The sequence below is a fragment of the Burkholderia sp. BCC1640 genome, from assembly GCF_902833125.1.
Classification (GTDB): Bacteria; Pseudomonadota; Gammaproteobacteria; order Burkholderiales; family Burkholderiaceae; genus Burkholderia; species Burkholderia diffusa.
In genome coordinates this window covers 85,737-111,644 of the sequence record NZ_CADFEF010000022.1, presented here as the reverse complement: position 1 = coordinate 111,644, position 25,908 = coordinate 85,737, and the positions used below count along the sequence as shown (strand labels likewise).

Genomic DNA, 25,908 nt, shown 5'->3' with positions numbered 1-25,908 from the left:
TCCCGGGGCGGCTCAAACGAGTACAGTAGCGCGCACCCGCGTCGCTCGCAACGTGCCGCGGCACCTGTCCCGACCCCACTCCGACCACGAGGAAAACCACCATGCTCGAACTGCGCCCCGGCTGCGAATGCTGCGACAAGGACCTGCCGCCCGATTCGCCGGACGCACGCATCTGCACCTTCGAATGCACGTTCTGCGCGACCTGCGCGGACGACGTGCTGAAGGGCCGCTGCCCGAACTGCGGCGGCGACCTGGTGGTGCGGCCGCGCCGTCCGGCGAGCCTGCTCGCGAAATATCCGGCGTCGACGCAACGCGTGCTGAAGCCGGGCGGCTGCGCGAACCACTGACGGCCCGCACTCCCCTCCCCGTCAGGACATCTCGATCCGCGCGCGCGTCACCGCGAGCAGCGACGCCATCGCGCGGCGCGCACCGTCCTCGTCGCGCACGCGAATCGCGTCGCTGACGGCCGCGTGCTCGGCGAGCGACGCATTGAACACATGCGCCCGGCGCGCGTTCAGATGCAGCTGCGCCTCGAGCGTGCGATCGATCAGCGCGCCGAGCGGCACCAGCAGTTCGTTGCCGCCGGCCTCCAGCACGCTCAGGTGAAAGCGCAGGTCCGCGCGCACCCATTCGTCCACGTTGCGCGCGGCGGCCATCGCGCGCACCGCGTCCTCGATCGCGTCGAAGGCGCCCGGCCCGTGCGCGCGCGCGGCCAGCGCGGCCGCATGCGGCTCGATCATCTCGCGCATCTCCTGCAGCTTCAGCGCGAACGCGAGCGGCGGCGCGACACGCGCGTACCAGTCGAGCAGGTCGGCGTCGAGCAGGTTCCATGCGCGGCGCGGCCGTACGCGCGTGCCGACCTTCGGCCGCGATTCGACCAGCCCCTTCGACGTCAGCGTGCGCAGCGCCTCGCGCAGCACCGTGCGGCTCACGCCGAACATCTCCATCAGGTCCGGCTCCCGCGGCAGCAGCGATTCGGGCGGATAGTCGCCGCGCAGGATCGCCGTCGCCAGCCGGAAGGCCGTCTGTCCATGCAGGTCGCGTTGAATGATCGTTCTCCGGTGACGGGCAACGCCGCGGCTGCCCACTATCTGCACAATAGTGCTATTAATACTATTTTTTATCGGGCTACGCTAGGATAACCGTCACGCATTCGACCGGCGCCGCATCGGCACGTCCGCGCCGGTCACCCCTGGAGACTCGCGACATGAAAATCACCCGCCTCGAAACCTTCGTCGTCCCGCCGCGCTGGCTGTTCCTCAAGATCGAAACCGACGAAGGGATCGTCGGCTGGGGCGAACCGGTCGTCGAGGGCCGCGCGCACACGGTCGAAGCCGCCGTGCACGAACTCGCCGATTATCTGGTCGGCAAGGATCCGCTGCTGATCGAGGATCACTGGCAGGTGATGTATCGCGCGGGCTTCTACCGCGGCGGCCCGATCACGATGAGCGCGATCGCGGGTGTCGACCAGGCGTTGTGGGACATCAAGGGCAAGCATCACGGCGTGCCCGTGCACGCGCTGCTCGGCGGCCAGGTGCGCGACCGCATCAAGGTGTATTCGTGGATCGGCGGCGACCGGCCGAGCGACGTCGCGAACAACGCGCGCGCGGTGGTCGAGCGCGGCTTCAAGGCCGTGAAGATGAACGGCTCCGAAGAGCTGCAGATCGTCGACACCTACGACAAGGTCGAGCAGGTGATCGCGAACGTCGCGGCGGTGCGCGACGCGGTCGGCCCGCACGTCGGGATCGGCGTCGACTTCCACGGCCGCGTGCACAAGCCGATGGCGAAAGTGCTCGCGAAGGAGCTCGATCCGTACAAGCTGATGTTCATCGAGGAGCCGGTGCTGTCGGAGAACGCCGAGGCGCTGCGCGACATCGTCAACCAGACCAACACGCCAATCGCGCTCGGCGAGCGGCTCTACTCGCGCTGGGACTTCAAGCACATCCTCGCGGGCGGTTACGTCGACATCATCCAGCCCGATGCGTCGCACGCGGGCGGCATCACCGAGTGCCGCAAGATCGCGACGCTCGCGGAAAGCTACGACGTCGCGCTCGCGCTGCACTGCCCGCTCGGCCCGATCGCGCTGGCCGCGTGCCTGCAGCTCGATGCGGTGAGCTACAACGCGTTCATCCAGGAACAGAGCCTCGGCATTCACTACAACCAGGGCAACGACCTGCTCGACTACCTGCGCAATCCCGAAGTATTCCGCTACGAAGACGGCTTCGTCGCGATCCCGCAGGGCCCGGGGCTCGGCATCGACGTCAACGAGGAGAAAGTGCGCGAGATGGCGAAGACGGGGCATCGCTGGCGCAACCCGGTGTGGCGTCACGCGGACGGCAGCGTCGCCGAATGGTGATGAGGGAGTGAGATGAGGCGCGTTGCGCGGCGTGCATGCCGCGCAACGGCTTCGCGACGGCTGCCCGACAGGCGGCCGTTTTTGTATCTGCAGCACGCGACGCGCGGGCACCCGGCCCGCCACCGCGCCGCCCCGGCCGTCAGCCGAGCGCCGCGAACCCCGGCACGCTGAACGACAGCACGGCGGCCGCGACGAACACGCCGATCATCGTCAGCGCCTCGAGATGCAGGATGTTGCGGAACGTGTACGCGTCTTCGGTCGACGCGGTCCGGCGCAGGCGCGGCAGCGCCGAGAAGCGGTTCAACCCGCCGAGCACGAGCGCGAGCGCGACGAGCAGCAGCTTGAGCAGCAGCACGCGCCCCCACGTGGTGCCGTCGAGCGGTGCGAGCGAGCCGCCGAGCCCGCGCAGCGCATTGAGCACGCCCGTGCCGAGCACGAACACGACCGCGATCGTCGACGTACGCGACAGCTGCTGACCGATCCGGATCAGCGCGCCGCGCGCGACCGACGAGCCGAGCACCGGCAGCACCGCGAGCCCGCCCGCGAGCACGAGGCCGCCCCACACCGCGGTGGCGAGCAGGTGCAGCGTCTGCACGCCGACCGCCGCGGACAGCGGGCCGGTGTCGGCCGCATGGCCGAGCGACGCCTTGCCGGCCGCGACCACGATCACCGCGAGCCACAGCACCGCATGCGCGACCGGGCCCTCCGGCTTTGCCAGCGCGACGATCGCGAGCACGACGGCGCCGGCGAACGCGACGCTCCATGCGAAGCCCGTGTGCGTCTGCGCGAGCATGACGGGAATCGCGGCGAACGCACCGCCGAGCCCCGCGCCGCTCATCGACGCGGCTTCGTACACCAGCCAGCCGAGATCGGCGAGCACGAGCGCCAGCGCCGCCGCGACCAGCGAATGTTGCGCGCGCAGCCATGCGGGATGCGACGGCGCGACGACCGGCCGCGCGCCGTCCTTGCCGAGCCACGCCTTGAGCAGCGCCGAGCCGACGGCCATCGCGAAGGTCGCGTCCATCAATGCCGCCAACGCGACCTGCCCGATCCACAAGCTGTCGATCCTCATCGCGCGCGCCCTCCCGGGAACGGCCGGCCCGCAACGCGGCGGCAAGTGGAACGACAGCGGGAAGACGGCAACGGCACGGTAGGGAACGTCATCGATGAATCCGGAAACGGGAGAAATGACTGGGTCTGCGGCGGAGGCGGCGCCGCGCGACCCGCGAGTGTACGGTCTTCGATGGTCAAAGCGCACGCCGGTTCACACAACCCGTGCACGAAGCGCGTCAAATTGTCGCAAGTCGCAAACAGGCAGGAACCGATGTCCTTTTGCCAAATAGCCGTCATTACCCATCGATGATAGAATGCCGCGTCGCAGCAGCCCGGCTGTCCTGCCGTCCATGCGCCGAGCCGATCGTAGCCCGGACAGGTCCCCGACGAATAAACATGGAGTCTCGTGTGTCTTCAAGACGCCTCTTCCGTCCGTTGCTTGCCGTTCTCCTGATCGGTGGCGCGGGCCTTACGAGCGCTGCTCAAGCGCAGACCAAGCCCACGGAGCAAGCGCACGCCCAGCAGGCGCCGCTCAAGGCACCCGATACGATGGCCGAGCGTGTGCGCGGCTGTACCGCATGCCATGGCGTTCACGGCCAGGGTACGGACAACGACTATTTCCCGCGGCTTGCCGGCAAGCCGGCGGAGTACCTGTACAACCAGCTCGTCAACTTCCGTGATGGCCGGCGCAAGTACCCGCCGATGAACTATCTGCTGACGTACCTGAACGACGATTACCTGAAAGAGATCGCCGAGCACTTCTCGGCCGAGCGTCCGCCGTACCCGACGCCGGCCAAGCCGACGCTGCCGGCCGCCACGCTCGCGCGCGGCAAGCAGCTCGTCACGCAAGGCGATCCGTCGCGCAAGCTGCCGGCCTGCGTGGCCTGCCACGGCGCTGGGCTGACCGGCATGCAGCCGGCGATCCCGGGCCTCGTCGGCCTGCACGCCGATTACCTGAGCGCACAGCTCGGCGCATGGCGCTCGGGCAACCGCCACGCGAAGGCACCGGATTGCATGCACGAGATCGCGTCGAAGCTGTCGGACGAAGACGTGACGGCCGTGACCGCATGGCTCGCCGCGCAACCGGCGCCCGCCAACCCCGTGCCGGCCCCGGCGCGTTCGATGAAGACTCCGCTCGCCTGCGGCAGCGAACCGCAATAAGGCAAGGGAGACAGACACAATGAAACGCAAGTCCCTGTTTGCACTCTCGGCCGTCGCGATCGTCGCGGCTGCCGCCCTCGTGCCGGTCCTCTGGCCGGGCAACGACACGCTGCACGGCAACGCTGCCGTCGCGGCCACGCCGGCCGACCAGGCCGCGCTGATCAAGAAGGGCGAATATCTCGCGCGCGTCGGCGACTGTATCGCGTGCCACACCGTGCGCGGCGGCAAGTCGTTCGCGGGCGGCCTGCCGATGGCGACGCCGTTCGGCACGATGTACACGCCGAACATCACGCCGGACGACAAGGACGGTATCGGCAAGTGGACGTCGGACGACTTCTACCGCGCGATGCACACCGGCCGTTCGAAGGACGGCAGCCTGCTCTACCCGGGCTTCCCGTTCGCGAGCTACACGAAGGTCACGCGTGCCGACTCGGACGCGATCTACGCGTACCTGCGTTCGGTCCCGCCGGTCTCGGTGCCGAGCCGTCCGCATGAACTGAAGTTCCCGTTCAACAACCGCAACCTGCTGATCGGCTGGCGCACGCTGTTCTTCAAGGAAGGCGAATACAAGCCGGATCCGACCAAGTCGGTCGAATGGAACCGCGGCGCGTACCTCGTCGAAGGCCTCGGCCACTGCTCGATGTGCCACACGTCGATCAACATGATGGGCGGCCCGGTGAGCTCGGCGGCCTTCGCAGGCGGCCTGATCCCGCTGCAGAACTGGTATGCGCCGTCGCTGACGAACGACAAGGAACTCGGCCTCGGCGACTGGCACGTGCAGGAGCTGTCGGACCTGCTGCAGGCCGGCGTGTCGAACAAGGGCGCGGTGTTCGGCCCGATGGCCGACGTCGTGCACAACAGCCTGCAGTACATGAGCGACGAAGATACGCGCGCGATGTCGACGTACCTGAAGTCGATCCCGCAGAAGGCTGAAGCGCCGAAGAACATGCAGTACGAGCCGTCGAAGCAATTCGGCAACGCGCTGTTCGACCAGGGCAAGAAGATCTACGCGGATAACTGCGCGACCTGCCACGCCGAAACCGGCGCGGGCAAGCCGCCGGCGTATCCGCCGCTCGCGGGCAACCATTCGATCGTGATGGAATCGGCGGTCAACCCGATCCGCATGGTGCTGAATGGCGGCTATCCGCCGAGCACGTTCAAGAATCCGCGTCCGTACGGGATGCCGCCGTTCGCGCAGTCGCTGTCGAACCAGGAAGTCGCGGCGGTCGTCACGTATATCCGGATGTCGTGGGGCAACAACGGTACGCCGATCTCGCCGCAACAGGTGAGCGACCTGCGTTCCGCGCCGCTTGACTAAATAACGCGCGACACACACGGGGGCGCGGCTGCGGGAAACCGCAGCCGCGCCCCTTTGCTTTTTGCGACGCCGTTCCCCGCGCGGGCCGCGCGAGGCGTCGCCGATCATAAAACTCAAGAGTGGTATCTATGTCTTTCGAATCTCTCGGCTTGGCCGAACCGCTCGTCAAGGCGGTCAACGAGCTCGGCTACACGTCGCCGACTCCCATCCAGCAGCAGGCGATCCCCGCCGTCCTCGGCGGCGGCGACCTGCTCGCCGGCGCCCAGACCGGCACCGGCAAGACCGCCGGCTTCACGCTGCCGATCCTGCAGCGCCTGCACACGTTCTATGCCGAGCATCGCGGCGCGAAGCGCGCGGTGCGCGCGCTGATCCTCACGCCGACGCGTGAACTCGCCGCCCAGGTCGAGGAAAGCGTGCGCGCGTACAGCAAATACCTGAAGCTGCGCTCGACCGTGATGTTCGGCGGCGTCAGCATCAATCCGCAGATCGATGCGCTCAAGCGCGGCGTCGACATCGTCGTCGCGACGCCGGGGCGTCTGCTCGACCACATGCAGCAGAAGACGATCGATCTGTCGGATCTCGACATCCTCGTGCTCGACGAAGCCGACCGGATGCTCGACATGGGCTTCATCCACGACATCAAGCGCGTGCTCGCGAAACTGCCGCCGCAGCGCCAGAACCTGCTGTTCTCGGCGACCTTCTCGGACGAGATCAAGTCGCTCGCCGACAGCCTGCTCGATTCGCCCGCACTGATCGAGGTCGCACGCCGCAACACCACCGCGGAAAGCGTCGCGCAGAAGATCCACCCGGTCGACCGCGATCGCAAGCGCGAGCTGCTCACGCATCTGATCCGCGAACACAACTGGTTCCAGGTGCTCGTGTTCACGCGCACCAAGCACGGTGCGAACCGGCTCGCGGAACAGTTGACGAAGGACGGCATCAGCGCGATGGCGATCCACGGCAACAAGAGCCAGTCGGCCCGCACGCGCGCGCTCGCGGAATTCAAGAACAGCACGCTGCAGGTGCTGGTCGCGACCGACATCGCCGCACGCGGGATCGACATCGACCAGCTGCCGCACGTCGTCAACTTCGACCTGCCGAACGTGCCGGAGGATTACGTGCACCGGATCGGCCGCACGGGCCGCGCGGGCGCGACGGGCGAAGCCGTGTCGCTCGTGTGCGTCGACGAGAAGCAGCTGCTTCGCGACATCGAGCGGCTGATCAAGCGCGAGATTCCGCAGGAAGTGATCGCGGGCTTCGAACCCGATCCGAACGCGAAGCCGGAGCCGATCCAGCAACGCCGCGGGCAGCCGCCGCGCGGCGGCAACGGCGGCGGCGGCGGCAATCGCCAGCCGCGTGCAGGCGGCGCTGGCCAGCCGGCCGCGAAGCGCGACGGCAATGCACAACCGAAGGCCGCGAAGGCGGCCAAGCCGCGCACGGCCGGCGGCGCGAGCGGCAATGCCGGTGGCGGCGGCGGTCGCCCGTCAGGCGGCAACGGCGCGCGTCCGGCGAACGGCAACGCCGCGCACGCCAACCGCAACCGTTCGTCGCGCAGCGGCCAGCGCGGTCACTGAAGCCGCGCGGCCGCGCGCCGCAGGTGCTCGACCTGGCGCTGCCAGCGCGCGAGCACCTCGGCGCGCGCCTGCCCTTCCAGCGCGAACGTGACGCCCGTCGCGAGACGCCCATAGCCGACCCGCTGCGCATCGCCATGCGCGATCGTCGCGGCGAACCCGGCCAGTCCGCCGAAGTCCCCTTCGAGCGGCTCGATCCTCAGTTGTGCCTGAAAGAATGCGCCGTCCGCGACGAGCGTCAACGCGGCCGCGCGCCGTTGCGCCAGCGCGCGCGCCGCGCGCGATTGCGGCCATAGCGCAAGCAGCAGCGTGTGCGCGTCGCGTGCATGAATCTCGCCGACGCTGAGCAGCGTCGTGCGCAACTGGCCATCGTCGGTCGCGACGATCAGCGATGCGGCGAAGTCGGCATGGCGTTCGAGCGCGGCGCCGTCGAACAGCGAAACGACGGCAGGCGGCCACGCGTCGAACGTCCATTGTTCGAGCGCGTGGCGATGGGTATCGGTCATGATGGCGGGCCCGGTGAAAAGCAGACGATGATGCCGAAGCATACGCGCGCCGCCGGACCGCGCGGTGACGATCAGCGCATGAACACGTGCCGCGTGATCTTCGTCAGCGGATAGTGGACACTCGGCTGGATCTTCGCGGGCAGGTCGAGTGGCTTGAGCAGCATCTTCACGCACATGTCGGCCGACAGGTTGCGCCGCACGAGCGAGCTGATGCGCGCGACGCGCTCGCGGTTGTACTGGCTGTCGCCGACACGGTCCGGGTAGCGAATCGCGAACACGTGGCGCAGCGCGATCTCCGAATCCTCGTTCTTGATTTCCAGCACGCGGCGCGTCAGCGCGCCGAGCACCGCGAACCGGCCGTTGCCTTCGAGCTTGTTGTACTTCTTGAAGAACTTGAAGAAGTGCTTGTAGTGGCGCACCTCGTCCGATCGGATGTTGTCGGTGATTTCCTTCAGCACCGGCTCGTCCGAGCATTCGTTGATCGCGCGATAGAGCGTGGCCGTGCCCGTCTCGACAACGCAGCGCGCGACCATCTCGAGCGCGCGGGTCTTCTCGAATGCGTCGACCGAGCAGGTCTTCGAGTACTCGGCGAAGAAATTCGCGAACGCAGTATCCCAGTCGAACTCGGGCCACACGTGCGCGATGTACGCCTTCAGCGCGCGCCCGTGCTGCAGTTCCTCGTGCTCCCACGCAGTGTTGAGCCACGCGGACACTTCCGGATCGTCGTTGAAGAACTCGCTCAGGTTGCTCGTGTAGAGATCCGAGCCGCTTTCGATGAACGACGACGCGCACAGCAACAGCAGCAGATCCTCGTTCGCGGCGGCGCGCTGACGATCGATCCGGTTGAGGTCGATGTCCTCGATACGCCACGGCATGACATGCGTCGTTTCAGTAGGCATGGTGGTGCGCTCCCAGTCGTCGCGCGGCCGGCCGGCCCCGATCTTCGGCACAGGCCCGGCGCGCCCGCAGGCGACGTTTTGCTTGCATTTTTAGTGAGTTGGTCCGGCCGAACCATCCTGGCATCTTAGCCGGACTTTTATGTTCGTGCTTCAAAGCACTGACCATACCCGACGGGCGCAGTTCCGCCGCGCATGTTGCGGTTCGTTAGACGAGTTGTTCGAACCGGTTCGCGCACGTTCGACGAGATGCGCCGCGTCAAGCGAAACGGGCGGCCATCCGGCCGCCCGTCGAGCGCAAGACTGGACTGGAAGCGTTCCGTCAGAAACCGGCCGCGAGGCCGTCGCGACGGCTGTCGCTCGCGGCCACGTAGCCGCGCTCGGGATCGTCGCGATCGAGCCGCCACACGAACTGCCCCGAGCCGAAATCCATGTAAGGATCGTCGATCGACTTGATCGTATGGCCGCGCGCGGCGAGCGCATCGACCGTGTCGCGATTCATCGTCGACTCGACGTCGAGCGTGAAGTCGCGATTGACCTTCCAGCGCGGCGCGTCGCAGGCGGCCTGCGGCTGCTGCCCGTAGCCGAGCATGCGCACGACGGTCTGCAGGTGGCCCTGCGGCTGCATGTCGCCGCCCATCACGCCGAAGCTCATCACGGCCTCGGTGCGGCCGTCGACTTCCTCGGTGACGAACGCCGGGATGATCGTATGAAACGGCCGCTTGCCGCCCGCGACGACGTTCGGCGACGCCGGGTCCATCGAGAAGCCGTGCCCGCGGTTCTGCAACGCAATGCCCGTACCCGGCACGACGAGCCCCGAACCGAAACCCATGTAGTTCGACTGAATGAAGCTCACCATCATCCCGCGCTCGTCCGCCGCCGACAGATAGATCGTGCCGCCCGAATGCGGCCGGCCGGCAGCGAAGTGCGTCGCGCGTGCACGATCGATCAGCTTCGCGCGTTCCGCGAGGTACGCGTCGTCGAGCATCTGCGCGGGCGTCACGTCCATCGCGCGCGGATCGGCGACGTAGCGATAGACGTCCGCGAACGCGAGCTTCATCGCCTCGATCTGCAGGTGCTGCGAGTCGGCCGAATCGACCGGACATTCGGCCACGCCCGCATGCTCGGCGATCCCGAGCGCGATCAGCGCGGCGATGCCCTGCCCGTTCGGCGGGATCTCGTGAATCGTGTGCCGCCCGAAGCGCTTGCCGATCGGCTCGACCCATTCCGGCCGGTATGCGCGCAGGTCGGCTTCGGTCAGCGCGCCGCCGCCTTCGCGCGCGAATGCCGCGATCTGCCCGGCGAGCGCGCCCTCGTAGAACGCGCGCGGACCGTCCTTCGCGAGGGTGCGCAGCGTCCGCGCGTGGCCCGGCAGGCACATGCGCTCGCCAACCAGCGGCGCGCGCCCGCGCGGCATGAAGGTATCGGCGAAGCCCGGCAGCCCCTGCAGTTCGGGCACCGCGGCGGCCCACTTGTGCGCGACGATCGGCGACACCGAGTAGCCGCGCTCGGCGATCTCGATCGCCGGCTCGAGCAGGTCCGCAAACGGCAGCGAACCGAACTTCGCGTGCAGCGCTTCCCAGCCCGCGATCACGCCCGGCACCGTGACAGTGTCCCAGCCGCGCGTCGGCTTGTTCGCGATGCCGCGTGCGTCCTCGCCGTGGCGCTGGCGGAAGTAGCCGGGGTTCCACGCGGCCGGCGCGACGCCCGACGCATTCAGCCCGGACAGCCGCTCGCCGTCCCACACGAGCGCGAACGCATCGCCGCCGAGCCCGCACGACACGGGCTCGACCACCGTGATCGCGGCTGCCGCGGCCAGCGCCGCATCCACGGCATTGCCGCCCTTCCACAGCATCCGCAGCCCGGCCTGCGCCGCGAGCGGGTGCGACGTCGACACGACGTTGCGCGCGAATACCGGAATGCGGGTCGTCGGATACGGGTTGTGCCAGTTGAAGCCAGTCATCGGTGCCACCTCGTCGAAAGCTGAATGAACGCGCCGGACGCACGGCCGGCGTGCGCGGACAGTCCGCCATTGCAGCGCGATCCGCGTGATCGCACAAATTCATTTGTCACATGAATCCATGTACTTTGCGCATGAATTCCGCGCAGCGATACGCCGCAGGCCGGTCGAACGCCCTTCCCGCCCTTACAATACCCGCTCCGCCTCACGACCTGACCGCCGAGCCATGACCCGAGATCCCCGCCTCACCCTCAACGCGCGCCAGCAGGAACTGCTCGAATGGGTGCAGCGCGACGGCTTCGTGACCGTCGACGATCTCGCCGCGCACTTCGCGGTCACGCCGCAGACGATCCGCCGCGACGTGAACTGGCTCGCCGACCTGAACCTGCTGCGCCGCTATCACGGCGGCGCGAGCCTGCCGACCAGCTCGGAAAACGTGTCGTACACCGCGCGCCAGCGGATGTTCCACGACGAGAAGCGACGCATCGCGGCGCTCGCCGCGTCGCACATCCCCGACCAGGCATCGCTGTTCATCAACCTCGGCACCACGACCGAGGAGGTTGCGCGCGCACTGAACCGCCATCACGGGCTCCACGTGATCACGAACAACCTGAACGTCGCGTCGATGATGAGCGGCTACCCGGACTGCGAGGTGCTGATCACGGGCGGCATCGTGCGGCCGTGGGACAAGGGCATCGTCGGCGAACTCGCGATCGACTTCATCCGCCAGTTCAAGGTCGACTACGCGATCATCGGCACGTCGGCGATCGAGGCCGACGGCACGCTGCGCGACTTCGACACGCGCGAGGTGCGCGTGGCCGAGGCGATCATGCAGCATGCGCGCACGGTCTACCTCGTCGCCGACCACTCGAAGGTCGGCCGCCCGGCGCTGGTGCGCCAGGGACACCTGAGCCAGGTGCATGCGCTCTTCACCGACAAGCCGCTGCCGCCGGAGATGGCCGATGCGGTGGCGAACGCGGGCACCCAGGTGTACGTCGCGGAATGACACTTGCGATGCTGCACCGCACCTGAAACTTCAAGTGAAATCAAGAAGTTGGCGCGCCGGCTGAACCGCTTGCGGCATACGTCCCTGTCAAACTGAAAATTAACGGGGCACGATTTGTCGTTGCCCGCGCGCTCGACTAGACTCCAGTTCCCCGGCCCGTTCGCCCGATACGCCCGTGCCAAGGCGTGTGCGAATCCCAAGGCCGGCGAATACAGCTTTCCCCCCAAGCCATACCCCGTGGGGTATCGCGCACCGGCGTTCGCGCCGGCCGCGCGGGCAGACCGATTGCCATGGAGAGAACGATGCTGAGTCCGCATGAATTCGCCACGCTACTGCTTGTGAAGGACGCCCCTGACCAGGGCGACATGGATCGGGATGAACTCGACGCGCTGCTCGAACAGCAGCTCGTGCGGCTGGAAGGCCTGGGATCGGGACGCAAATACTGCGTGACCGAGACCGGCGACGCCGCGCTGCGATCCATCAAATACCGTTATTCCTGAAGCTCCGCTGTTCCTGACCTGAGCGCGCCGGCCGGATTTCCGGCCGCGCCGCTTTTCCGGTTTTCCCGCCTACCGCAGCTTTGCCGCGTCAGCCGCCGCGCAGCGTCGGATCGACCGCGGCCCGCCAGCTGACGGCCTGCGCGCGTGCACCGTTGAAATAGGCGACCCAACCGGCGCGCCCCGCCGCGTCGGGTGCCGCGTAGTGCGTTGAAAGTTCGTTTACGAACGCGCAATAGTTCGCCTGCGTCAGCCCGCGATACCGTTTCGCCACATACGCGTCGTACAGCGTCGCGTAGACCGGCTGCGCGTCCGCGCCCCAGTCGCGCGCGGTGCCGCCGCACGACGTCTGCAGGTCGACGAACGACGGCGCACGCCAATTGCCGGCCAGCGGCGGCATACCGGCGCTGCACCCTGCCAGAACGACGGCGCACGCACCGGCCCACATCCCAATACGCATGATTCACCTCGCGAAACGGTCGATTCCGCCAGTATCGTCCGGGATCGCGCCGCGCGCTACTGGCCCCGCTTTTTCGAACTTTACTTTTTCGATTTCGTTCGTTAAATTTCGAATTCGAACATTTCGTGTTCGCCCATTTCCATCAGACGATAAGGACAGCAGGTGACCCAACCGAATCGCTACGATCTGCTCGTCGTCGGCGGCGGCATCAACGGCGCGGGCATCGCGCGCGATGCGGCCGGCCGCGGCCTGTCGGTGCTGCTCTGCGAGCAGGACGACCTCGCGTCGCACACGTCGTCGTCCAGCACGAAGCTGATTCACGGCGGCCTGCGCTACCTCGAATACAACGAATTCGGCCTCGTCCGCAAAGCGCTGCAGGAGCGTGAAACGCTGCTGCGCGCGGCGCCGCACATCATGTGGCCGCTGCGCTTCGTGATGCCCCACATGCCGAACCTGCGGCCGGCCTGGCTGATCCGCATCGGGCTGTTCCTCTACGATCACCTCGCGAAACGCGAACTGCTGCCCGGCTCGCGCGGCATCGACATGCGCCGCCATGCGGCCGGCGCACCGCTGATCGACTCGATCAAGCGCGGCTTCGTATATTCGGACGGCTGGGTCGACGACGCGCGACTCGTCGTGCTGAACGCGCTCGATGCGAAGGAGCGCGGCGCCGAGATCCTCACGCGCACGAAGCTCGTGTCGGCGGAACGCCGCGGCGACGAATGGGAAGCTCGGCTGCGGCACGCGGACGGTTCGATCCGCGTCGTGCATGCGCGCGCGGTCGCGAACGCGGCCGGCCCGTGGGTCGGCGAGGTGCTGCACGGCGCGCTCGGCCGCGGCGCGCAACACAGCGTGCGGCTCGTGAAAGGCAGCCACATCATCACGCGCCGCCTGTTCGATCACGATCACGCGTACATCTTCCAGAACCCGGACAAGCGGATCATCTTCGCGATTCCGTACGAGCACGACTTCACGCTGATCGGCACGACCGACGTCGAATACACGAACGATCCCGCGAAGGTCGCGATCGATCGCGACGAGACGCAGTATCTGTGCGATTCGATCAACCGCTACTTCAAGCGCAAGATCTCGCCCGCCGACGTGCACTGGACCTATTCGGGCGTGCGCCCGCTGCTCGAGGACGAAAACGCGGCGAACGCGTCGGCCGTCACGCGCGACTACCGCCTCGAGATGGACGACGGCGCCGGCGCGCCGCTGCTGTCGGTGTTCGGCGGCAAGATCACGACCTTCCGCAAGCTCGCGGAAGAAGCCGGCGACCTGCTGTGCAGCGCGCTCGGCCGCGACGCGAAAACCTGGACGGCCGGCGCGCCGCTGCCCGGCGGCGACATCGCGAACGCGAAGTTCGACGTGTTCGCCGACGCGTTCGCGAAGCGCCATCCGTGGCTGCCCGCCGCGCTCGCGCGCCGCTACGCGCGCGCATACGGCACGCGCGCGGAACGCGTGGTCGACGGCGCGACGTCGCTCGCGGACCTCGGCGCGGAAATCGCGCCGGGCATCCACGACGCCGAACTGCGCTACCTGCGCGACGTCGAATGGGCGACCTGCGCGCAGGACGTGCTGTGGCGCCGCTCGAAGCTCGGCCTGCACGTCACGCCGGGCACGCTCGACGCGGTGACGGCCGCGGTCGACGCGTGGTTCGCCGCCGTGCACGCGCCGCACGCGTGATGCGTTTGCAGTTGCAATTGTCTGACCGACGTTGATTCACCGACGCGCCGCGTAACATGCGGCGCGCATCACAACTACGCCAATCCACGGATGGAGATGAGAGACATGCAGGATCAGTACATCCTCGCGCTTGACCAGGGCACGACGAGCTCCCGCGCGATGCTGTTCGATCGCCAGGGCAACATCGTATCGATCGCCCAGAAGGAATTCGAACAGATCTACCCGCAACCCGGCTGGGTCGAGCACGACCCGCAGGAAATCTGGTCGACGCAAGCCGGCGTCGCCGCCGAAGCGGTCACGCGCACGGGCCTGAACGGCACGTCGATCGCCGCGATCGGCATCACCAACCAGCGCGAGACGACGATCGTCTGGGATCGCGAGACGGGCCAGCCCGTCTACAACGCGATCGTATGGCAGGACCGCCGCACCGCCGACTTCTGCGATTCGCTGAAGAAGCAGGGCCTCGAAGCGAAGGTGCGCGCGAAGACCGGCCTGCCGATCGACTCGTACTTCTCCGCGACCAAGATCCGCTGGATCCTCGACAACGTGCCGGGCGCGCGCGACAAGGCGCGCCAGGGCAAGCTCGCCTTCGGCACCGTCGACAGCTGGCTCGTGTGGAACTTCACGAAGCACGAACTGCACGTGACCGACGTGACCAACGCGTCGCGCACGATGCTGTTCAACATCCACACGCGCGAGTGGGACAGCGAGCTGCTCGAGCTGCTCGACATCCCGCGCAGCATGCTGCCGGAAGTGAAGGCGTCGTCGGAAATCTACGGCCATACGAAGACCACGGTGTTCGCGTCGAAGATCCCGCTCGCGGGCATCGCCGGCGACCAGCACGCCGCGCTGTTCGGCCAGATGTGCACGACGTCGGGCATGGTGAAGAACACCTACGGCACCGGCTGCTTCCTGATGATGAACACCGGCGACAAGCCGATCGAGTCGAAGAACAACCTCGTCACGACGATCGCCTGGCAGATCGGCGACGACGTGCAGTACGCGCTCGAAGGCAGCATCTTCATCGCGGGCGCGGTCGTGCAGTGGCTGCGCGACGGCGTCGGCATCATCAAGACGGCCGCCGAGATCGAAGCGCTCGCCGCGAGCGTGCCGCATACCGACGGCGTCTATCTCGTGCCGGCGTTCGCGGGCCTCGGCGCGCCGCACTGGAATGCGCGGGCGCGCGGTTCGGTGTTCGGCGTCACGCGCGGCACGACGTCCGCGCACCTCGCGCGCGCGGCGCTCGACGCGATCGCTTACCAGTCGCTCGACGTGCTGGCCGCGATGGAAGCCGACTCCGGCATCAGCATCGGCGAGCTGCGCGTCGACGGTGGCGCAAGCGCGAACAATCTGCTGATGCAGTTCCAGGCCGACCTGCTCGGCGTCGACGCGGTGCGTCCGCAGATCACCGAGACGACCGCGCTCGGCGCGGCCTACCTCGCGGGCCTCGCGATCGGCTACTGGAAGAACCTCGACGAAGTGCGCAGCCAGTGGCAGCTCGATCGCCGCTTCTCGCCGTCGATGCCGAAGGAGCAGGTCGAGCGCTGCATGGCCGGCTGGCAACGCGCGGTGCGCGCCGCCAAGGCGTGGGCCGACGACACGCAGTAACCCGCAGCAGCCGAAACCAGAAGCAATCCGAACGAAATAAAACAACACCGGCGGACCGCGCGGCGCGCGAGTCCGCCGTCATCTACGAGAGACAACATGTCACCTTACATTGCGGAATTCATCGGCACGGCGATCCTCGTGCTGCTCGGCAACGGCGCGGTCGCCAACGTGCTGCTTGCGAAGACCAAGGGCAAAGGCGCGGACCTCATCGTGATCGTCATGGGCTGGGCGATGGCGGTGTTCGTCGCCGTCTACGTGACCGCGTCGTTCAGCGGCGCACACCTGAACCCGATCGTCACGATCAGCCTCGCGCTCGCGGGCAAGTTCGCGTGGTCGAAGGTCGGCGGCTACATCCTCGCGCAGATGCTCGGCGGGATGGCCGGCGCGCTGCTCGTGTGGCTCGCGTATCGCCAGCACTTCGCGAAGGAAGTCGATGCGGACCTGAAGCTCGCGGTGTTCTGCACGGCGCCCGCCATCCGCAGCACCACGCACAACGTGCTGACCGAAGCGATCTGCACGTTCGTGCTGATCCTCGGCGTGCTGTACCTCGCGTCGCCGCAGGTCGGTCTCGGCGCGCTCGACGCGCTGCCCGTCGGCCTGCTCGTGCTCGGCATCGGCATCTCGCTCGGCGGCCCGACCGGCTATGCGATGAGCCCGGCGCGCGACCTGTCGCCGCGCATCATGCACGCGCTGCTGCCGATTCCCGGCAAGCGCGACAGCGACTGGCGCTATGCGTGGGTGCCGGTGATCGGCCCGCTGCTCGGCGGCGCCGCGGCGGCCTGCCTGTACCTGCGTCTGCACGCGATGGCCTGATCGCGGTTTCGATCGAGCTTGAGCCTGGGCGCGCGGCAGCGGCTGCCGCGCGCTTCCGCCCTCCCCTTTCGTCACACGAGCGACGACGAGCCCGCCTCGCTCGCGCCGGCCGAGGCCGCAACGGCGCGTCGGCGCGTCGGCCAACGGAGGGCGTAGCCGGGACCGGACGCAGGCGCCAAGCGGTTCGCGGCGCACCTTCGAAAGCACGTATCATGGCGGGATGCTCGGCGTCGCCGACACCCCGCTTCTTCACCATCATGCTCGATCACCTTATCTGCGACTGCGACGGCGTCCTCGTCGACAGCGAAGTCATTGCCGACCGCGTGCTGTTCGACACGCTGTCCGCCACCTTCCCTCACCTCGATTTCGAAGAGGCCGCGAAGTCCGCCTTCGGCCAGCAGACGTCGCGCTTTCTCGCCGGGCTCGAAGCGCATTTCGGCATCCGGATGCCCGACAACTTCATCGAGACCGTCGAGCGCAACATCGAGACCGGTCTCGCACAATCGCTCGCGCCGATCACCGGCGTGCGCGACGCGCTGCTGAAGGTCGGCCTGCCGGCCGCGGTGGTATCGAACAGCCGGCTCGTGCGCGTGCGCAGCTCGCTGAAGCGCGCCTCGCTCACCGAAATCTTCGGCGATCGCGTGTTCAGCTCCGAGCAGGTCGCACGACCGAAGCCCTACCCCGACGTGTACCTGCACGCCGCGCGGACGCTCGGCGTCGCGCCGGCGCGCTGCGTCGTCGTCGAGGACAGCGTGTCGGGCCTGAACGCCGCGCGCGCGGCGGGCATGAAGACGATCGCGTTCGTCGGCGCGAGCCACATCCCCGACAACTACGCGGACGCGCTGCGCGCGATGGGCATCACGCGGATCATGCGCAGGATGGATGAACTGCCGGCGCTCGTCGCGGCCGGCCTGCGCGGCGAATTCGGCGACGTGCAGTCCTGACGGACGGCCGCGCCGGATCGCCATGACCGGCGTGCGGCTCGATGCGCACGCCGTCCCGCGGGCGCATCGGCACGCCCGCCACACCTGCCGTCAGGCCGGCTCGCAGCAGCGCTCGCGCACGGCCGCCAGCGCCTCGCGGAATTCGACGAGCTCCGCGATCGTCAGCATCGGCAACCCGTGCTGCCGCGCGAAACGCTCGACGTCGTCGCCGCGCGTCATCGTGCCGTCCGGATTCATCAGCTCGCACAGCACGCCCGCCGGCTTCAGGCCAGCGAGGATCGACAGATCGACCGTCCCTTCGGTGTGACCGCGGCGCGCCAGCACGCCGCCGGGTTGCGCACGCAACGGAAACACGTGGCCGGGGCGCACGATGTCGTACGGCTTCGCATCGTCGGCGATCGCCGCGCGGATCGTCGTCACGCGGTCGGCCGCGGACACGCCGGTATGCACGCCTTCGCGTGCCTCGATCGACACGGTGAACGCGGTGCCGTTGCGGCTCTCGTTGGTCTGCACCATCGGCGGCAGCTCGAGCGCGCGGACCTTGTCGTCGGTCAGGCACAGGCACACGATGCCGCTGCACTCGCGGATCAGGAGCGCCATCGTCTCGGGCGTGATGCGCTCGGCAGCGACGATCAGGTCGGCCTCGTTTTCACGGTCGTGATCGTCCTGCAACACGACCGCGCGGCCCGCGCGCAACGCGTCGAGCGCAGCGGCGATGCGCGGCGGCACCGGTTCGGAATCGAGCAACGGGAGATCGGCAAAGGCGTCGGCGGGTGCCGACGAAACGGACATGAAGGACATGTGAAACGCTCCTCGCAATTACGATTTGGGCGAAAAACGTTTCAGGGCATTGCAAACAGACAGAACGACAACCCGCTTCGCACGCATGGCAAAGCGGCCCTGACGGACATGACTATCTGCACATCTTCTCTCATCCGGACTATGACCGTCGGCTCTGGCATTCGACCAGATCTGCTGACCCCGCGCGGATGCGCGGGCGCTCGCGGGCTCGCCGGCTTTCGCCAGCCTACCGCCGGTGGGGAATTTCGCCCCGCCCTGAAGACGCACTGATTACCGGCCGGGGTCTACCCCGGAGCCGGCGGGCCAAGCATACATCAGCCGCGCGCACCGCGCAGCGAACCACACCTAAAACCTTACTGACGACTCCGTCTAACGGCATCGTCCGAACGGCCGGCACCCGGACTGCGCGCCGTCCGGAACGGAACCGGCGCCGACCCGGCGACCCGCGCTCAGCCGGCCGCGTGCGCGGCGTCGGGCACGAGCCAGCGCGGCGGCACCTCCGGGCTCACCGTCACGCGGAACGCGCGCGCCTCGCTGTCGCCAGGATTGCGCAGGCTGTACGGCTGGTCGGCGTCGAACACGATTGCATCGCCGGTCGCGAGCAGCTGGCGCCGATCGTGCACGCTGACTTCGAGCGTGCCTTCGCTGACGACCAGGTTGACCGTCGTGCCGGGCGCGCGGCGCGTGCCGGGTTCCGTGTGCAGCGGCGCGATCCGCAACTCGTGGAATTCGGCCGCGGCCGGCTCGCCCTCCGGATACAGCGCGCGCGCCGAGAAGCGGCCGTTCGAACTGACGACGCGCGCCGCGCGCTCGGCCGCCAGGTGCTCGAAGCCGTTCACCGCGTGACGGCGCAGGAATGCGGCCACCGACACCTTCAGCGCCGCGGCGATCTTGCAGAGCACCTTGATCGACGGCACGCTGCGCGCAGATTCGATCTGCGCGAGCATCGCGCGCGACACGCCGGACAGCCGCGCGAGCGCATCGAGCGACAACTGCCGCTCGGCACGCAAGCGCGCGAGATTCACGCCGACGACCTGCTCGAGGACGTCGAGCGACGCGGACGTCCGCGCGTCGGCGGCATTGCCGGACTCGAAGGAAGACACGTCGCGCACCAGCGCCAGGGGTGAAGACATAGCATGGCCTCCGGGCCGCCGCGCGGCCCTGCGAATGGGGTAAGCCGAAATCGGGTTGCGCCACGAACGGCGCGTATCGAAACGCTATCACCCGGCCCCGCCCCGGCAAACGAAGTTATCTTCACACCGTTATCAGCATCGCGGAGGAATGCGTTTCTCGCGAACCTTTTCCTGTCGCCATAGCGCCGGCACGCCGCCGCCCGGTGCTCCGCTCAATGCGCGGCCGGTGCCGCGCCGCGCGCCGGAGCGCGCGCATCGAGCCGCATCGCGAACCACGTGACGACGAGCGCCGCGAACGTCACCGCGACGGCGACCCACGGCAACGCATCGAGCGCGAAGCCGTGCCCCAGCGCGAGGCCGCCGAGCCACGCGCCGCCCGCGTTGCCGACGTTGAATGCGCCGATGTTCAGCGTCGACGCGAGATGCGGCGCGCTCGCGGCCTTTTCGACCACGCGCGCCTGCAGCGGCGGCACCGTCGCGAACGCGGCGATCCCCCAGACGAATACGGTCACCGCGGCCGCGACCGGCAGGTGGCTCGTCTTCGCGAACACGGCCATCACGGCCATCAGCGCGACCAGGATCGCGATCAGCGACGGCATCAGCGCGCGGTCGGCGAGCCTGCCGCCGAGCGTGTTGCCGACCGTCAGCCCCGCGCCGAACAGCACGAGGATCAGTGCGACCGCACGCGGCGAAAAACCGGTGACGGTTTCGAGGATCGGCGCGATGTACGTGAACACGACGAACACGCCGCCGAAGCCGAGCACGGTCATCAGGAGCGCGAGCCAGACCTGCGGCTCCTTGAGCACGCGCACTTCGTGGCCGAGGCCGACGGGCCCGCTGTCGTGGCGGTTCGGCACCAGCAGCGCGACGCCGCCGAGCGACAGCACGCCGAGCGCGGCGACGATCCAGAACGACGCGCGCCAGCCGAGCAGCTGGCCGACGAACGTGCCGAACGGCACGCCGAGCACGTTCGACAGCGTGAGGCCCGTGAACATCAGCGCGATCGCGCTCGCGCGCTTGTCGGCCGGCACGAGCGACGCGGCCACCACCGCGCCGATCCCGAAGAACGAGCCGTGCGCGAACGACGTGACGACACGTGCGACCATCAGCATCGCGTAGCCGGACGCGGTCGCGCACAGCACGTTGCCGACGATGAAGATCGCCATCAGCAGCTGCAGCGCGGCCTTGCGCGGCATGCGGCTCGTCAGCACCGCGAGCAGCGGCGCGCCGACCGCGACGCCGAGCGCGTAGCCCGTGACCAGCAGGCCGGCCGACGGCAGCGACACGGCGAGGTCGTGCGCGACTTCGGGCAGAAGTCCCATGATGATGAATTCGGTGGTGCCGATGGCGAAGGCGCTGATCGCGAGCGCCAGTAGTGGAATGGGCATGACGTTCTCCGAAAAGGCGGCGGACGCGGCATCCGGTCCGTACCGCACCGCACAAGAAGCGGGATGTGCGCGCATTGTCCCGAATACGCCTATCTTTGATAATTGGCGCGGCATTTGAACCATTTTCAAAAAATTCTGGAAAATCCGATGGATCGACTGGGCGACATCCGGCTGTTCGTCGAGGCGGCGGAACTGGGCAGCCTGTCCGCGGCGGGGCGCAAGCTGAACCTCACGCCGGCCGCCGCGAGCGCGCGCCTCGCGAAGCTCGAGGCGAAGGTCGCGACGCGACTGTTCGAGCGCTCGACGCGGCAGCTGCGCCTCACCGACGAAGGCCGGCTCTACCTGAACTGCTGCCGCCAGGCGCTACAGGCGCTCGACGACGCGCACGCGCTGCTGCAGGAAGGCCGCAACGTGGTGGCCGGCAAGGTGCGGCTGTCGTCGACGTCCGATTTCGGCCGCAACCAGCTGCTCGACTGGCTCGACGAATTCACCACGCTGCATCCGGGCGTCACCTTCTCGCTGACGGCGTCCGATTCGTCGTCGAACCTGTGGCAGGACGAGATCGACCTCGCGATCCGCTTCGCCGCCCCGCCCGACGGCGCGCTGATCGCACGCCGGCTCGCCGCGAACCGGCGCGTGCTGTGCGCGGCGCCGTCGTTCGTCGAGCGCCATGGCGTGCCGGCCGATCCGCACGATCTGGCTCGTTTTCCCTGCAACGTGATCACGATCGCATCGGGCCCGATGAACACGTGGCGCTTCACGCGCGGCGACGAGGTGCAGACCCACACGGTGCCGGTGTCGACCGCGTTCGAGACCAACGACGGCGGCCTCACCCGCGAATGGACGCTGCGCGGCCACGGCATCGCGCTGAAGTCGCTGTGGGACATCGGCGACGACGTGCGCGCCGGCCGGCTGCGCGTGCTGCTGCCCGACTGGCGTCATCAGGACGCGCCGCTGCACGCGCTCTATCACGGCAAGCGCTACATGGCGCCGCGCGTGCGCGTGCTGCTCGACTTCCTCGCCGAGCGCTTCGCGCGCGAGGAAGCGGCGCTCGACGACCTGCTGAACGCGTGCCGCTGAGGCCTGCCGCGCCGCCATATCGGGGTCGGAGCGCCACGCCGGCGTCGCGCGGCCGCAACCCGCGGCCCGCCCGCGGCGGCGCGTAAAGCTATAATGGAAAGCTTTCCCGACGGCTTTTCACGCATTCGCGAGGTTTCGCGACATGCCCGCTCGACGCGCGCCCCGGTCCGCCACGCGGCACCGGCACGAGCCGCTGCACCGGCAGCAGCCGTCCCGATTCACCCTTGACGACGCCCCCAGGTCAACCACTGCGAACGGCGAATCCCCATGACCAAGAAAGTTTACGTAAAGACCTTCGGCTGCCAGATGAACGAGTACGACTCGGACAAGATGGTGGACGTGCTCAATGCGGCCGAAGGCCTCGAAAAGACCGATACCCCGGAAGACGCGGACATCATCCTGTTCAACACGTGCTCGGTGCGTGAGAAGGCGCAGGAAAAGGTGTTCTCCGACCTCGGCCGCGTGCGCGAGCTGAAGGAAGCGAAGCCGGGGCTGCTGATCGGCGTCGGCGGCTGCGTCGCCAGCCAGGAAGGCGCGTCGATCGTGTCGCGCGCGCCGTACGTCGACCTCGTGTTCGGCCCGCAGACCTTGCACCGCCTGCCGCAGATGATCGACGCGCGCCGCGAAAGCGGCCGCGCGCAGGTCGACATCACGTTCCCCGAGATCGAGAAGTTCGACCACCTGCCGCCCGCGCGCGTCGAGGGGCCGAGCGCGTTCGTATCGATCATGGAAGGCTGCTCGAAGTACTGCAGCTACTGCGTCGTGCCGTACACGCGCGGCGACGAAGTGTCGCGTCCGCTCGACGACGTGCTGACCGAAGTGGCCGGCCTCGCCGACCAGGGCGTGCGCGAAGTCACGCTGCTCGGCCAGAACGTGAACGCGTATCGCGGCGCGCTGACGGCCGGTTCGACCGAAATCGCCGATTTCGCGACGCTGATCGAATACGTCGCCGACATCCCCGGCATCGAGCGGATCCGCTACACGACGTCGCATCCGAAGGAATTCACGCAGCGCCTGATCGACACCTACGCCAAGGTGCCGAAGCTCGTGAGCCACCTGCACCTGCCCGTCCAGCACGGCTCCGACCGCATCCTGATGGCGATGAAGCGCGGCTACACCGTGCTCGAATACAAGTCGGTGATCCGCAAGCTGCGCGCGATCCGCCCGGACCTGTCGCTGTCGACCGACATGATCGTCGGCTTCCCCGGCGAGACCGAGGAGGATTTCGACAAGATGATGGCGCTCGTGCACGAGATGAGCTACGACACCAGCTTCTCGTTCATCTACAGCCCGCGCCCCGGCACGCCGGCCGCGAACCTGCACGACGACACGCCGCGCGAGGTCAAGCTCAAACGCCTGCAACATCTGCAGGCGACCATCGAGGAAAACGTCGCGCGCATCAGCCAGTCGATGGTCGGAAAGGTCGAGCGGATCCTCGTCGAGGGCCCGTCGCGCAAGGACCCGAACGAACTGTCGGGCCGCACCGAGAACAACCGGGTCGTGAATTTCCCGGCGCCGCTCGCATCGCACCCGCGCCTGATCGGCCAGATGATCGACGTGAAGATCAACCATGCGTACCCGCACTCGCTGCGCGGCGAGCTGCTGCTCGTGAGCGACGACGCGAGCGCGGCCACCCACTGACCGACTGACGTTCAACAGGAGCCCGACGCTACTTTGAAGACCGTCCAAGCACTGGAATTCACCGCGCCGCGCGACGACAACGCGCGCCTCGCCAACCTCTGCGGCCCGCTCGACGAGAACCTGCGGCAGATCGAACAGGCGCTCGACGTCACGCTCGCGCGGCGCGGCCACCGGATCACGATCCGCGGGCGCGGCGCGAAGCTCGCGCTCGCGGCGCTCGAGAACTTCTACAACCGCGCGCGCGATCCGCTGTCGGTCGACGATATCCAGCTCGCGCTGGTCGAAGTGCGCCATACGTCCGGCAACGGCCGTCAGGACACGATCGACGTGCGCTTTCGCGGCGACCCTGACCATCCGTTCGACGAGCCCGTCGTGCAGCTCGACGCGGACATGCCGGACGAAGAACCCGCGCCGAAGCTCTATACGCGGCGCGCCGACCTGCGCGGCCGCACGCCCGCGCAGCGCGAATACCTGAAGCAGATCCTGTCGCACGACGTGACGTTCGGCATCGGGCCGGCCGGCACCGGCAAGACCTACCTCGCGGTTGCGTGCGCGGTCGACGCACTGGAGCGCGACCAGGTCAAGCGGATCGTGCTGACGCGCCCGGCCGTCGAGGCCGGCGAGCGGCTCGGCTTCCTGCCGGGCGATCTCGCGCAGAAGGTCGACCCGTACCTGCGGCCGCTGTACGACGCGCTGTACGACCTGCTCGGCTTCGACAAGACCGCGAAGATGTTCGAGCGCCAGATGATCGAGATCGCGCCGCTCGCGTACATGCGCGGCCGCACGCTGAACCACGCGTTCATCATCCTCGACGAGGCGCAGAACACGACGCCCGAGCAGATGAAGATGTTCCTCACGCGGATCGGCTTCGGCTCGAAGGCCGTCGTCACCGGCGACACGAGCCAGGTCGACCTGCCGCGCGGACACAAGAGCGGCCTCGTCGAGGCGCAGCAGGTGCTCGGCGGCGTGCGCGGCATCGCGCTCACGCGCTTCACGAGCGCGGACGTCGTGCGGCATCCGCTCGTCGCCCGCATCGTCGAAGCGTACGACGACTTCCACGCGCAGCACCGGGACGCGTAACGAGCCGGCGGCGCCCGCGCGCCGCACCGGCCGACGGCCCGGCCCGCCCGACGGCGCGCCGGGCCTTTTTTCGCTTGGGGGCGGCCGGTTCGAATTCGGGAGCGATCGGCCGTTTGGTGTATCCTCAACGCGTTCCAATCGCCGCACCCGTCATGAAATCTTCCCGTTCTCGCAAGTCCGGGCGCGACCAGTCCGCCGCGCCCGATTTCCCCCGTCTCTCGCTGTTCGATGCGAAGGGCAAGGCCCGAACCGTCAGCGCGCAAGGGCTTCGAATCGACTTCCCCGACGGCCGCAGCCTGATGTTCGACCTGTCGGGCAGTTCCGGCGAGGCCGCCGTCGCGATCGTCGCGCAGCACAACGATCCGGCGATGCGCGCGAAGCTCGCGCTGCAGCCCGAGCACTACGACAGCGTGACGCTGCACGTGGGTGCCGAACCCGCGCCGCTCGACGAGGAACTCGCGGAAATGGCGAACGAGGTGCGCGAGCTGGAGCTCGACCTGTCCGTGCAGTACGGTGACGAAATCACCGGCGACATCCGCAAGACGCTTCCCAAGCGCAAGCTGATCGCCGAATGGATCGAACCGGCGCTGTTCGCGAGCGCGCAGCTCACCGTGCGCTTCGTCGGCGAGGAAGAAGGCCGCACGCTGAACGCCGGCTACCGCCACAAGGACTACCCGACCAACGTGCTGACCTTCGCCTACGACCCGGCGCCCGACGGCACCGTGATCGGCGACCTCGTGCTGTGCTGCCCGGTCGTCGAGAAGGAAGCGCACGACCAGGGCAAGCCGCTCGCGGCCCACTACGCGCACCTGCTGGTGCACGGCGCGCTGCACGCGCAGGGCTACGATCACGAGACGAGCGACGAGGACGCCGCCGAAATGGAAGCGCTCGAAGTCGACATCCTCGCGAAACTGGGCTTTCCGAACCCGTACCAGTAAAGTCGTCCGCAC

At 68.1% G+C, this 25,908-nt stretch carries 24 protein-coding genes and 1 riboswitch; of the genes, 15 read left to right on the top strand and 9 right to left on the bottom strand.

Annotated elements, in window-relative coordinates; translation table 11 throughout:
* The first annotated feature begins 101 nt into the window (after positions 1-101).
* Positions 102-347, top strand: coding sequence for a DUF1272 domain-containing protein (locus HWX25_RS23025; protein ID WP_059528077.1), 246 nt, complete (start codon positions 102-104; stop codon positions 345-347).
* A gap of 21 nt (positions 348-368) precedes the next feature.
* Here the strand turns inward: HWX25_RS23025 and HWX25_RS23020 are convergent, their stop codons facing one another.
* Complete coding sequence (locus HWX25_RS23020; RefSeq protein WP_236873194.1) at positions 369-1,088, bottom strand: FadR/GntR family transcriptional regulator; 720 nt, start codon at positions 1,086-1,088, stop codon at positions 369-371.
* Between the two features lie 119 nt (positions 1,089-1,207).
* Here HWX25_RS23020 and dgoD point away from each other — a divergent pair, with 119 nt between their 5' ends.
* A complete protein-coding gene (gene dgoD, locus HWX25_RS23015) occupies positions 1,208-2,356 on the top strand; it encodes a galactonate dehydratase (RefSeq protein WP_040144789.1) in 1,149 nt (382 codons plus the stop codon).
* A 139-nt stretch (positions 2,357-2,495) separates the two neighbouring features.
* Here the strand turns inward: dgoD and HWX25_RS23010 are convergent, their stop codons facing one another.
* Positions 2,496-3,428, bottom strand: a complete 933-nt coding sequence (locus tag HWX25_RS23010) for a CopD family protein (RefSeq protein WP_175910686.1) — start codon at positions 3,426-3,428, stop codon at positions 2,496-2,498.
* A gap of 377 nt (positions 3,429-3,805) precedes the next feature.
* On the opposite strand from HWX25_RS23010, the gene HWX25_RS23005 reads away from it, so the two are divergent.
* From HWX25_RS23005 to HWX25_RS22995, 3 genes are all read left to right on the top strand, one after another.
* Positions 3,806-4,570 (top strand): c-type cytochrome, encoded by a 765-nt coding sequence (locus HWX25_RS23005; protein WP_059528087.1) that lies wholly within the window; start codon positions 3,806-3,808, stop codon positions 4,568-4,570.
* A 19-nt stretch (positions 4,571-4,589) separates the two neighbouring features.
* The gene (locus tag HWX25_RS23000; RefSeq protein ID WP_059528091.1) at positions 4,590-5,888 is read left to right on the top strand and encodes a cytochrome c; all 1,299 of its coding nucleotides are present in this window, start codon (positions 4,590-4,592) and stop codon (positions 5,886-5,888) included.
* A 128-nt stretch (positions 5,889-6,016) separates the two neighbouring features.
* Positions 6,017-7,462: a DEAD/DEAH box helicase gene (locus tag HWX25_RS22995; RefSeq protein WP_175910684.1), complete on the top strand. Its 1,446-nt coding sequence runs from the start codon at positions 6,017-6,019 to the stop codon at positions 7,460-7,462.
* On the opposite strand, the gene HWX25_RS22990 is transcribed toward HWX25_RS22995, so the two are convergent.
* The 3 genes from HWX25_RS22990 to HWX25_RS22980 all read right to left on the bottom strand — a co-directional run bounded on the left by HWX25_RS22990 (position 7,456) and on the right by HWX25_RS22980 (position 10,824).
* Positions 7,456-7,965, bottom strand: coding sequence for a hypothetical protein (locus HWX25_RS22990; protein ID WP_175910683.1), 510 nt, complete (start codon positions 7,963-7,965; stop codon positions 7,456-7,458). The genes HWX25_RS22995 and HWX25_RS22990 overlap by 7 nt on opposite strands.
* 71 nt (positions 7,966-8,036) lie before the next feature.
* Positions 8,037-8,864, bottom strand: coding sequence for a ferritin-like domain-containing protein (locus tag HWX25_RS22985; RefSeq protein ID WP_175910682.1), 828 nt, complete (start codon positions 8,862-8,864; stop codon positions 8,037-8,039).
* A gap of 319 nt (positions 8,865-9,183) precedes the next feature.
* The gene (locus tag HWX25_RS22980; RefSeq protein ID WP_175910681.1) at positions 9,184-10,824 is read right to left on the bottom strand and encodes a gamma-glutamyltransferase family protein; all 1,641 of its coding nucleotides are present in this window, start codon (positions 10,822-10,824) and stop codon (positions 9,184-9,186) included.
* A gap of 223 nt (positions 10,825-11,047) precedes the next feature.
* On the opposite strand from HWX25_RS22980, the gene HWX25_RS22975 reads away from it, so the two are divergent.
* Together HWX25_RS22975 and HWX25_RS22970 are read left to right on the top strand one after the other, a co-directional pair.
* On the top strand, positions 11,048-11,827 hold the full coding sequence (locus HWX25_RS22975; RefSeq protein ID WP_044846783.1) for a DeoR/GlpR family DNA-binding transcription regulator: 780 nt from the start codon (positions 11,048-11,050) through the stop codon (positions 11,825-11,827).
* A 302-nt stretch (positions 11,828-12,129) separates the two neighbouring features.
* On the top strand, positions 12,130-12,327 hold the full coding sequence (locus tag HWX25_RS22970; protein WP_040144790.1) for a hypothetical protein: 198 nt from the start codon (positions 12,130-12,132) through the stop codon (positions 12,325-12,327).
* A gap of 88 nt (positions 12,328-12,415) precedes the next feature.
* Here the strand turns inward: HWX25_RS22970 and HWX25_RS22965 are convergent, their stop codons facing one another.
* Complete coding sequence (locus HWX25_RS22965; protein WP_059820372.1) at positions 12,416-12,784, bottom strand: hypothetical protein; 369 nt, start codon at positions 12,782-12,784, stop codon at positions 12,416-12,418.
* Positions 12,785-12,946: 162 nt separating this feature from the next.
* On the opposite strand from HWX25_RS22965, the gene glpD reads away from it, so the two are divergent.
* From glpD to HWX25_RS22945, 4 genes are all read left to right on the top strand, one after another.
* Positions 12,947-14,470 carry a glycerol-3-phosphate dehydrogenase gene (glpD, locus tag HWX25_RS22960; protein WP_175910680.1) on the top strand — a complete coding sequence of 508 codons (1,524 nt, stop codon included), beginning with the start codon at positions 12,947-12,949 and terminating at the stop codon, positions 14,468-14,470.
* Positions 14,471-14,575: 105 nt separating this feature from the next.
* Positions 14,576-16,078 carry a glycerol kinase GlpK gene (gene glpK / locus HWX25_RS22955; protein ID WP_059465737.1) on the top strand — a complete coding sequence of 501 codons (1,503 nt, stop codon included), beginning with the start codon at positions 14,576-14,578 and terminating at the stop codon, positions 16,076-16,078.
* Between the two features lie 96 nt (positions 16,079-16,174).
* Positions 16,175-16,891: an MIP/aquaporin family protein gene (locus HWX25_RS22950; protein ID WP_175910679.1), complete on the top strand. Its 717-nt coding sequence runs from the start codon at positions 16,175-16,177 to the stop codon at positions 16,889-16,891.
* A gap of 257 nt (positions 16,892-17,148) precedes the next feature.
* Positions 17,149-17,835 carry an HAD family hydrolase gene (locus HWX25_RS22945; protein WP_059528111.1) on the top strand — a complete coding sequence of 229 codons (687 nt, stop codon included), beginning with the start codon at positions 17,149-17,151 and terminating at the stop codon, positions 17,833-17,835.
* Between the two features lie 90 nt (positions 17,836-17,925).
* Here HWX25_RS22945 and ribB read toward each other — a convergent pair whose 3' ends face one another.
* From ribB to HWX25_RS22930, 3 genes are all read right to left on the bottom strand, one after another.
* Positions 17,926-18,636, bottom strand: coding sequence for a 3,4-dihydroxy-2-butanone-4-phosphate synthase (ribB, locus tag HWX25_RS22940; RefSeq protein WP_059690639.1), 711 nt, complete (start codon positions 18,634-18,636; stop codon positions 17,926-17,928).
* 118 nt (positions 18,637-18,754) lie between these two features.
* A riboswitch (FMN riboswitch) is annotated at positions 18,755-18,903 on the bottom strand.
* Positions 18,904-19,085: 182 nt separating this feature from the next.
* Positions 19,086-19,769, bottom strand: coding sequence for an XRE family transcriptional regulator (locus HWX25_RS22935; RefSeq protein WP_059465738.1), 684 nt, complete (start codon positions 19,767-19,769; stop codon positions 19,086-19,088).
* A 212-nt stretch (positions 19,770-19,981) separates the two neighbouring features.
* The gene (locus HWX25_RS22930; RefSeq protein WP_175910678.1) at positions 19,982-21,157 is read right to left on the bottom strand and encodes an MFS transporter; all 1,176 of its coding nucleotides are present in this window, start codon (positions 21,155-21,157) and stop codon (positions 19,982-19,984) included.
* Positions 21,158-21,304: 147 nt separating this feature from the next.
* Between HWX25_RS22930 and HWX25_RS22925 the strand changes: the two genes are divergently transcribed.
* From HWX25_RS22925 to ybeY, 4 genes are all read left to right on the top strand, one after another.
* Positions 21,305-22,237, top strand: a complete 933-nt coding sequence (locus HWX25_RS22925; protein WP_175910677.1) for a LysR family transcriptional regulator — start codon at positions 21,305-21,307, stop codon at positions 22,235-22,237.
* Between the two features lie 267 nt (positions 22,238-22,504).
* On the top strand, positions 22,505-23,878 hold the full coding sequence (miaB, locus tag HWX25_RS22920; protein WP_059528119.1) for a tRNA (N6-isopentenyl adenosine(37)-C2)-methylthiotransferase MiaB: 1,374 nt from the start codon (positions 22,505-22,507) through the stop codon (positions 23,876-23,878).
* Between the two features lie 33 nt (positions 23,879-23,911).
* Positions 23,912-24,958: a PhoH family protein gene (locus HWX25_RS22915; RefSeq protein ID WP_059820376.1), complete on the top strand. Its 1,047-nt coding sequence runs from the start codon at positions 23,912-23,914 to the stop codon at positions 24,956-24,958.
* 152 nt (positions 24,959-25,110) lie between these two features.
* Positions 25,111-25,896 (top strand): rRNA maturation RNase YbeY, encoded by a 786-nt coding sequence (ybeY, locus tag HWX25_RS22910; RefSeq protein WP_059528125.1) that lies wholly within the window; start codon positions 25,111-25,113, stop codon positions 25,894-25,896.
* The last annotated feature ends 12 nt before the right edge of the window (positions 25,897-25,908 follow it).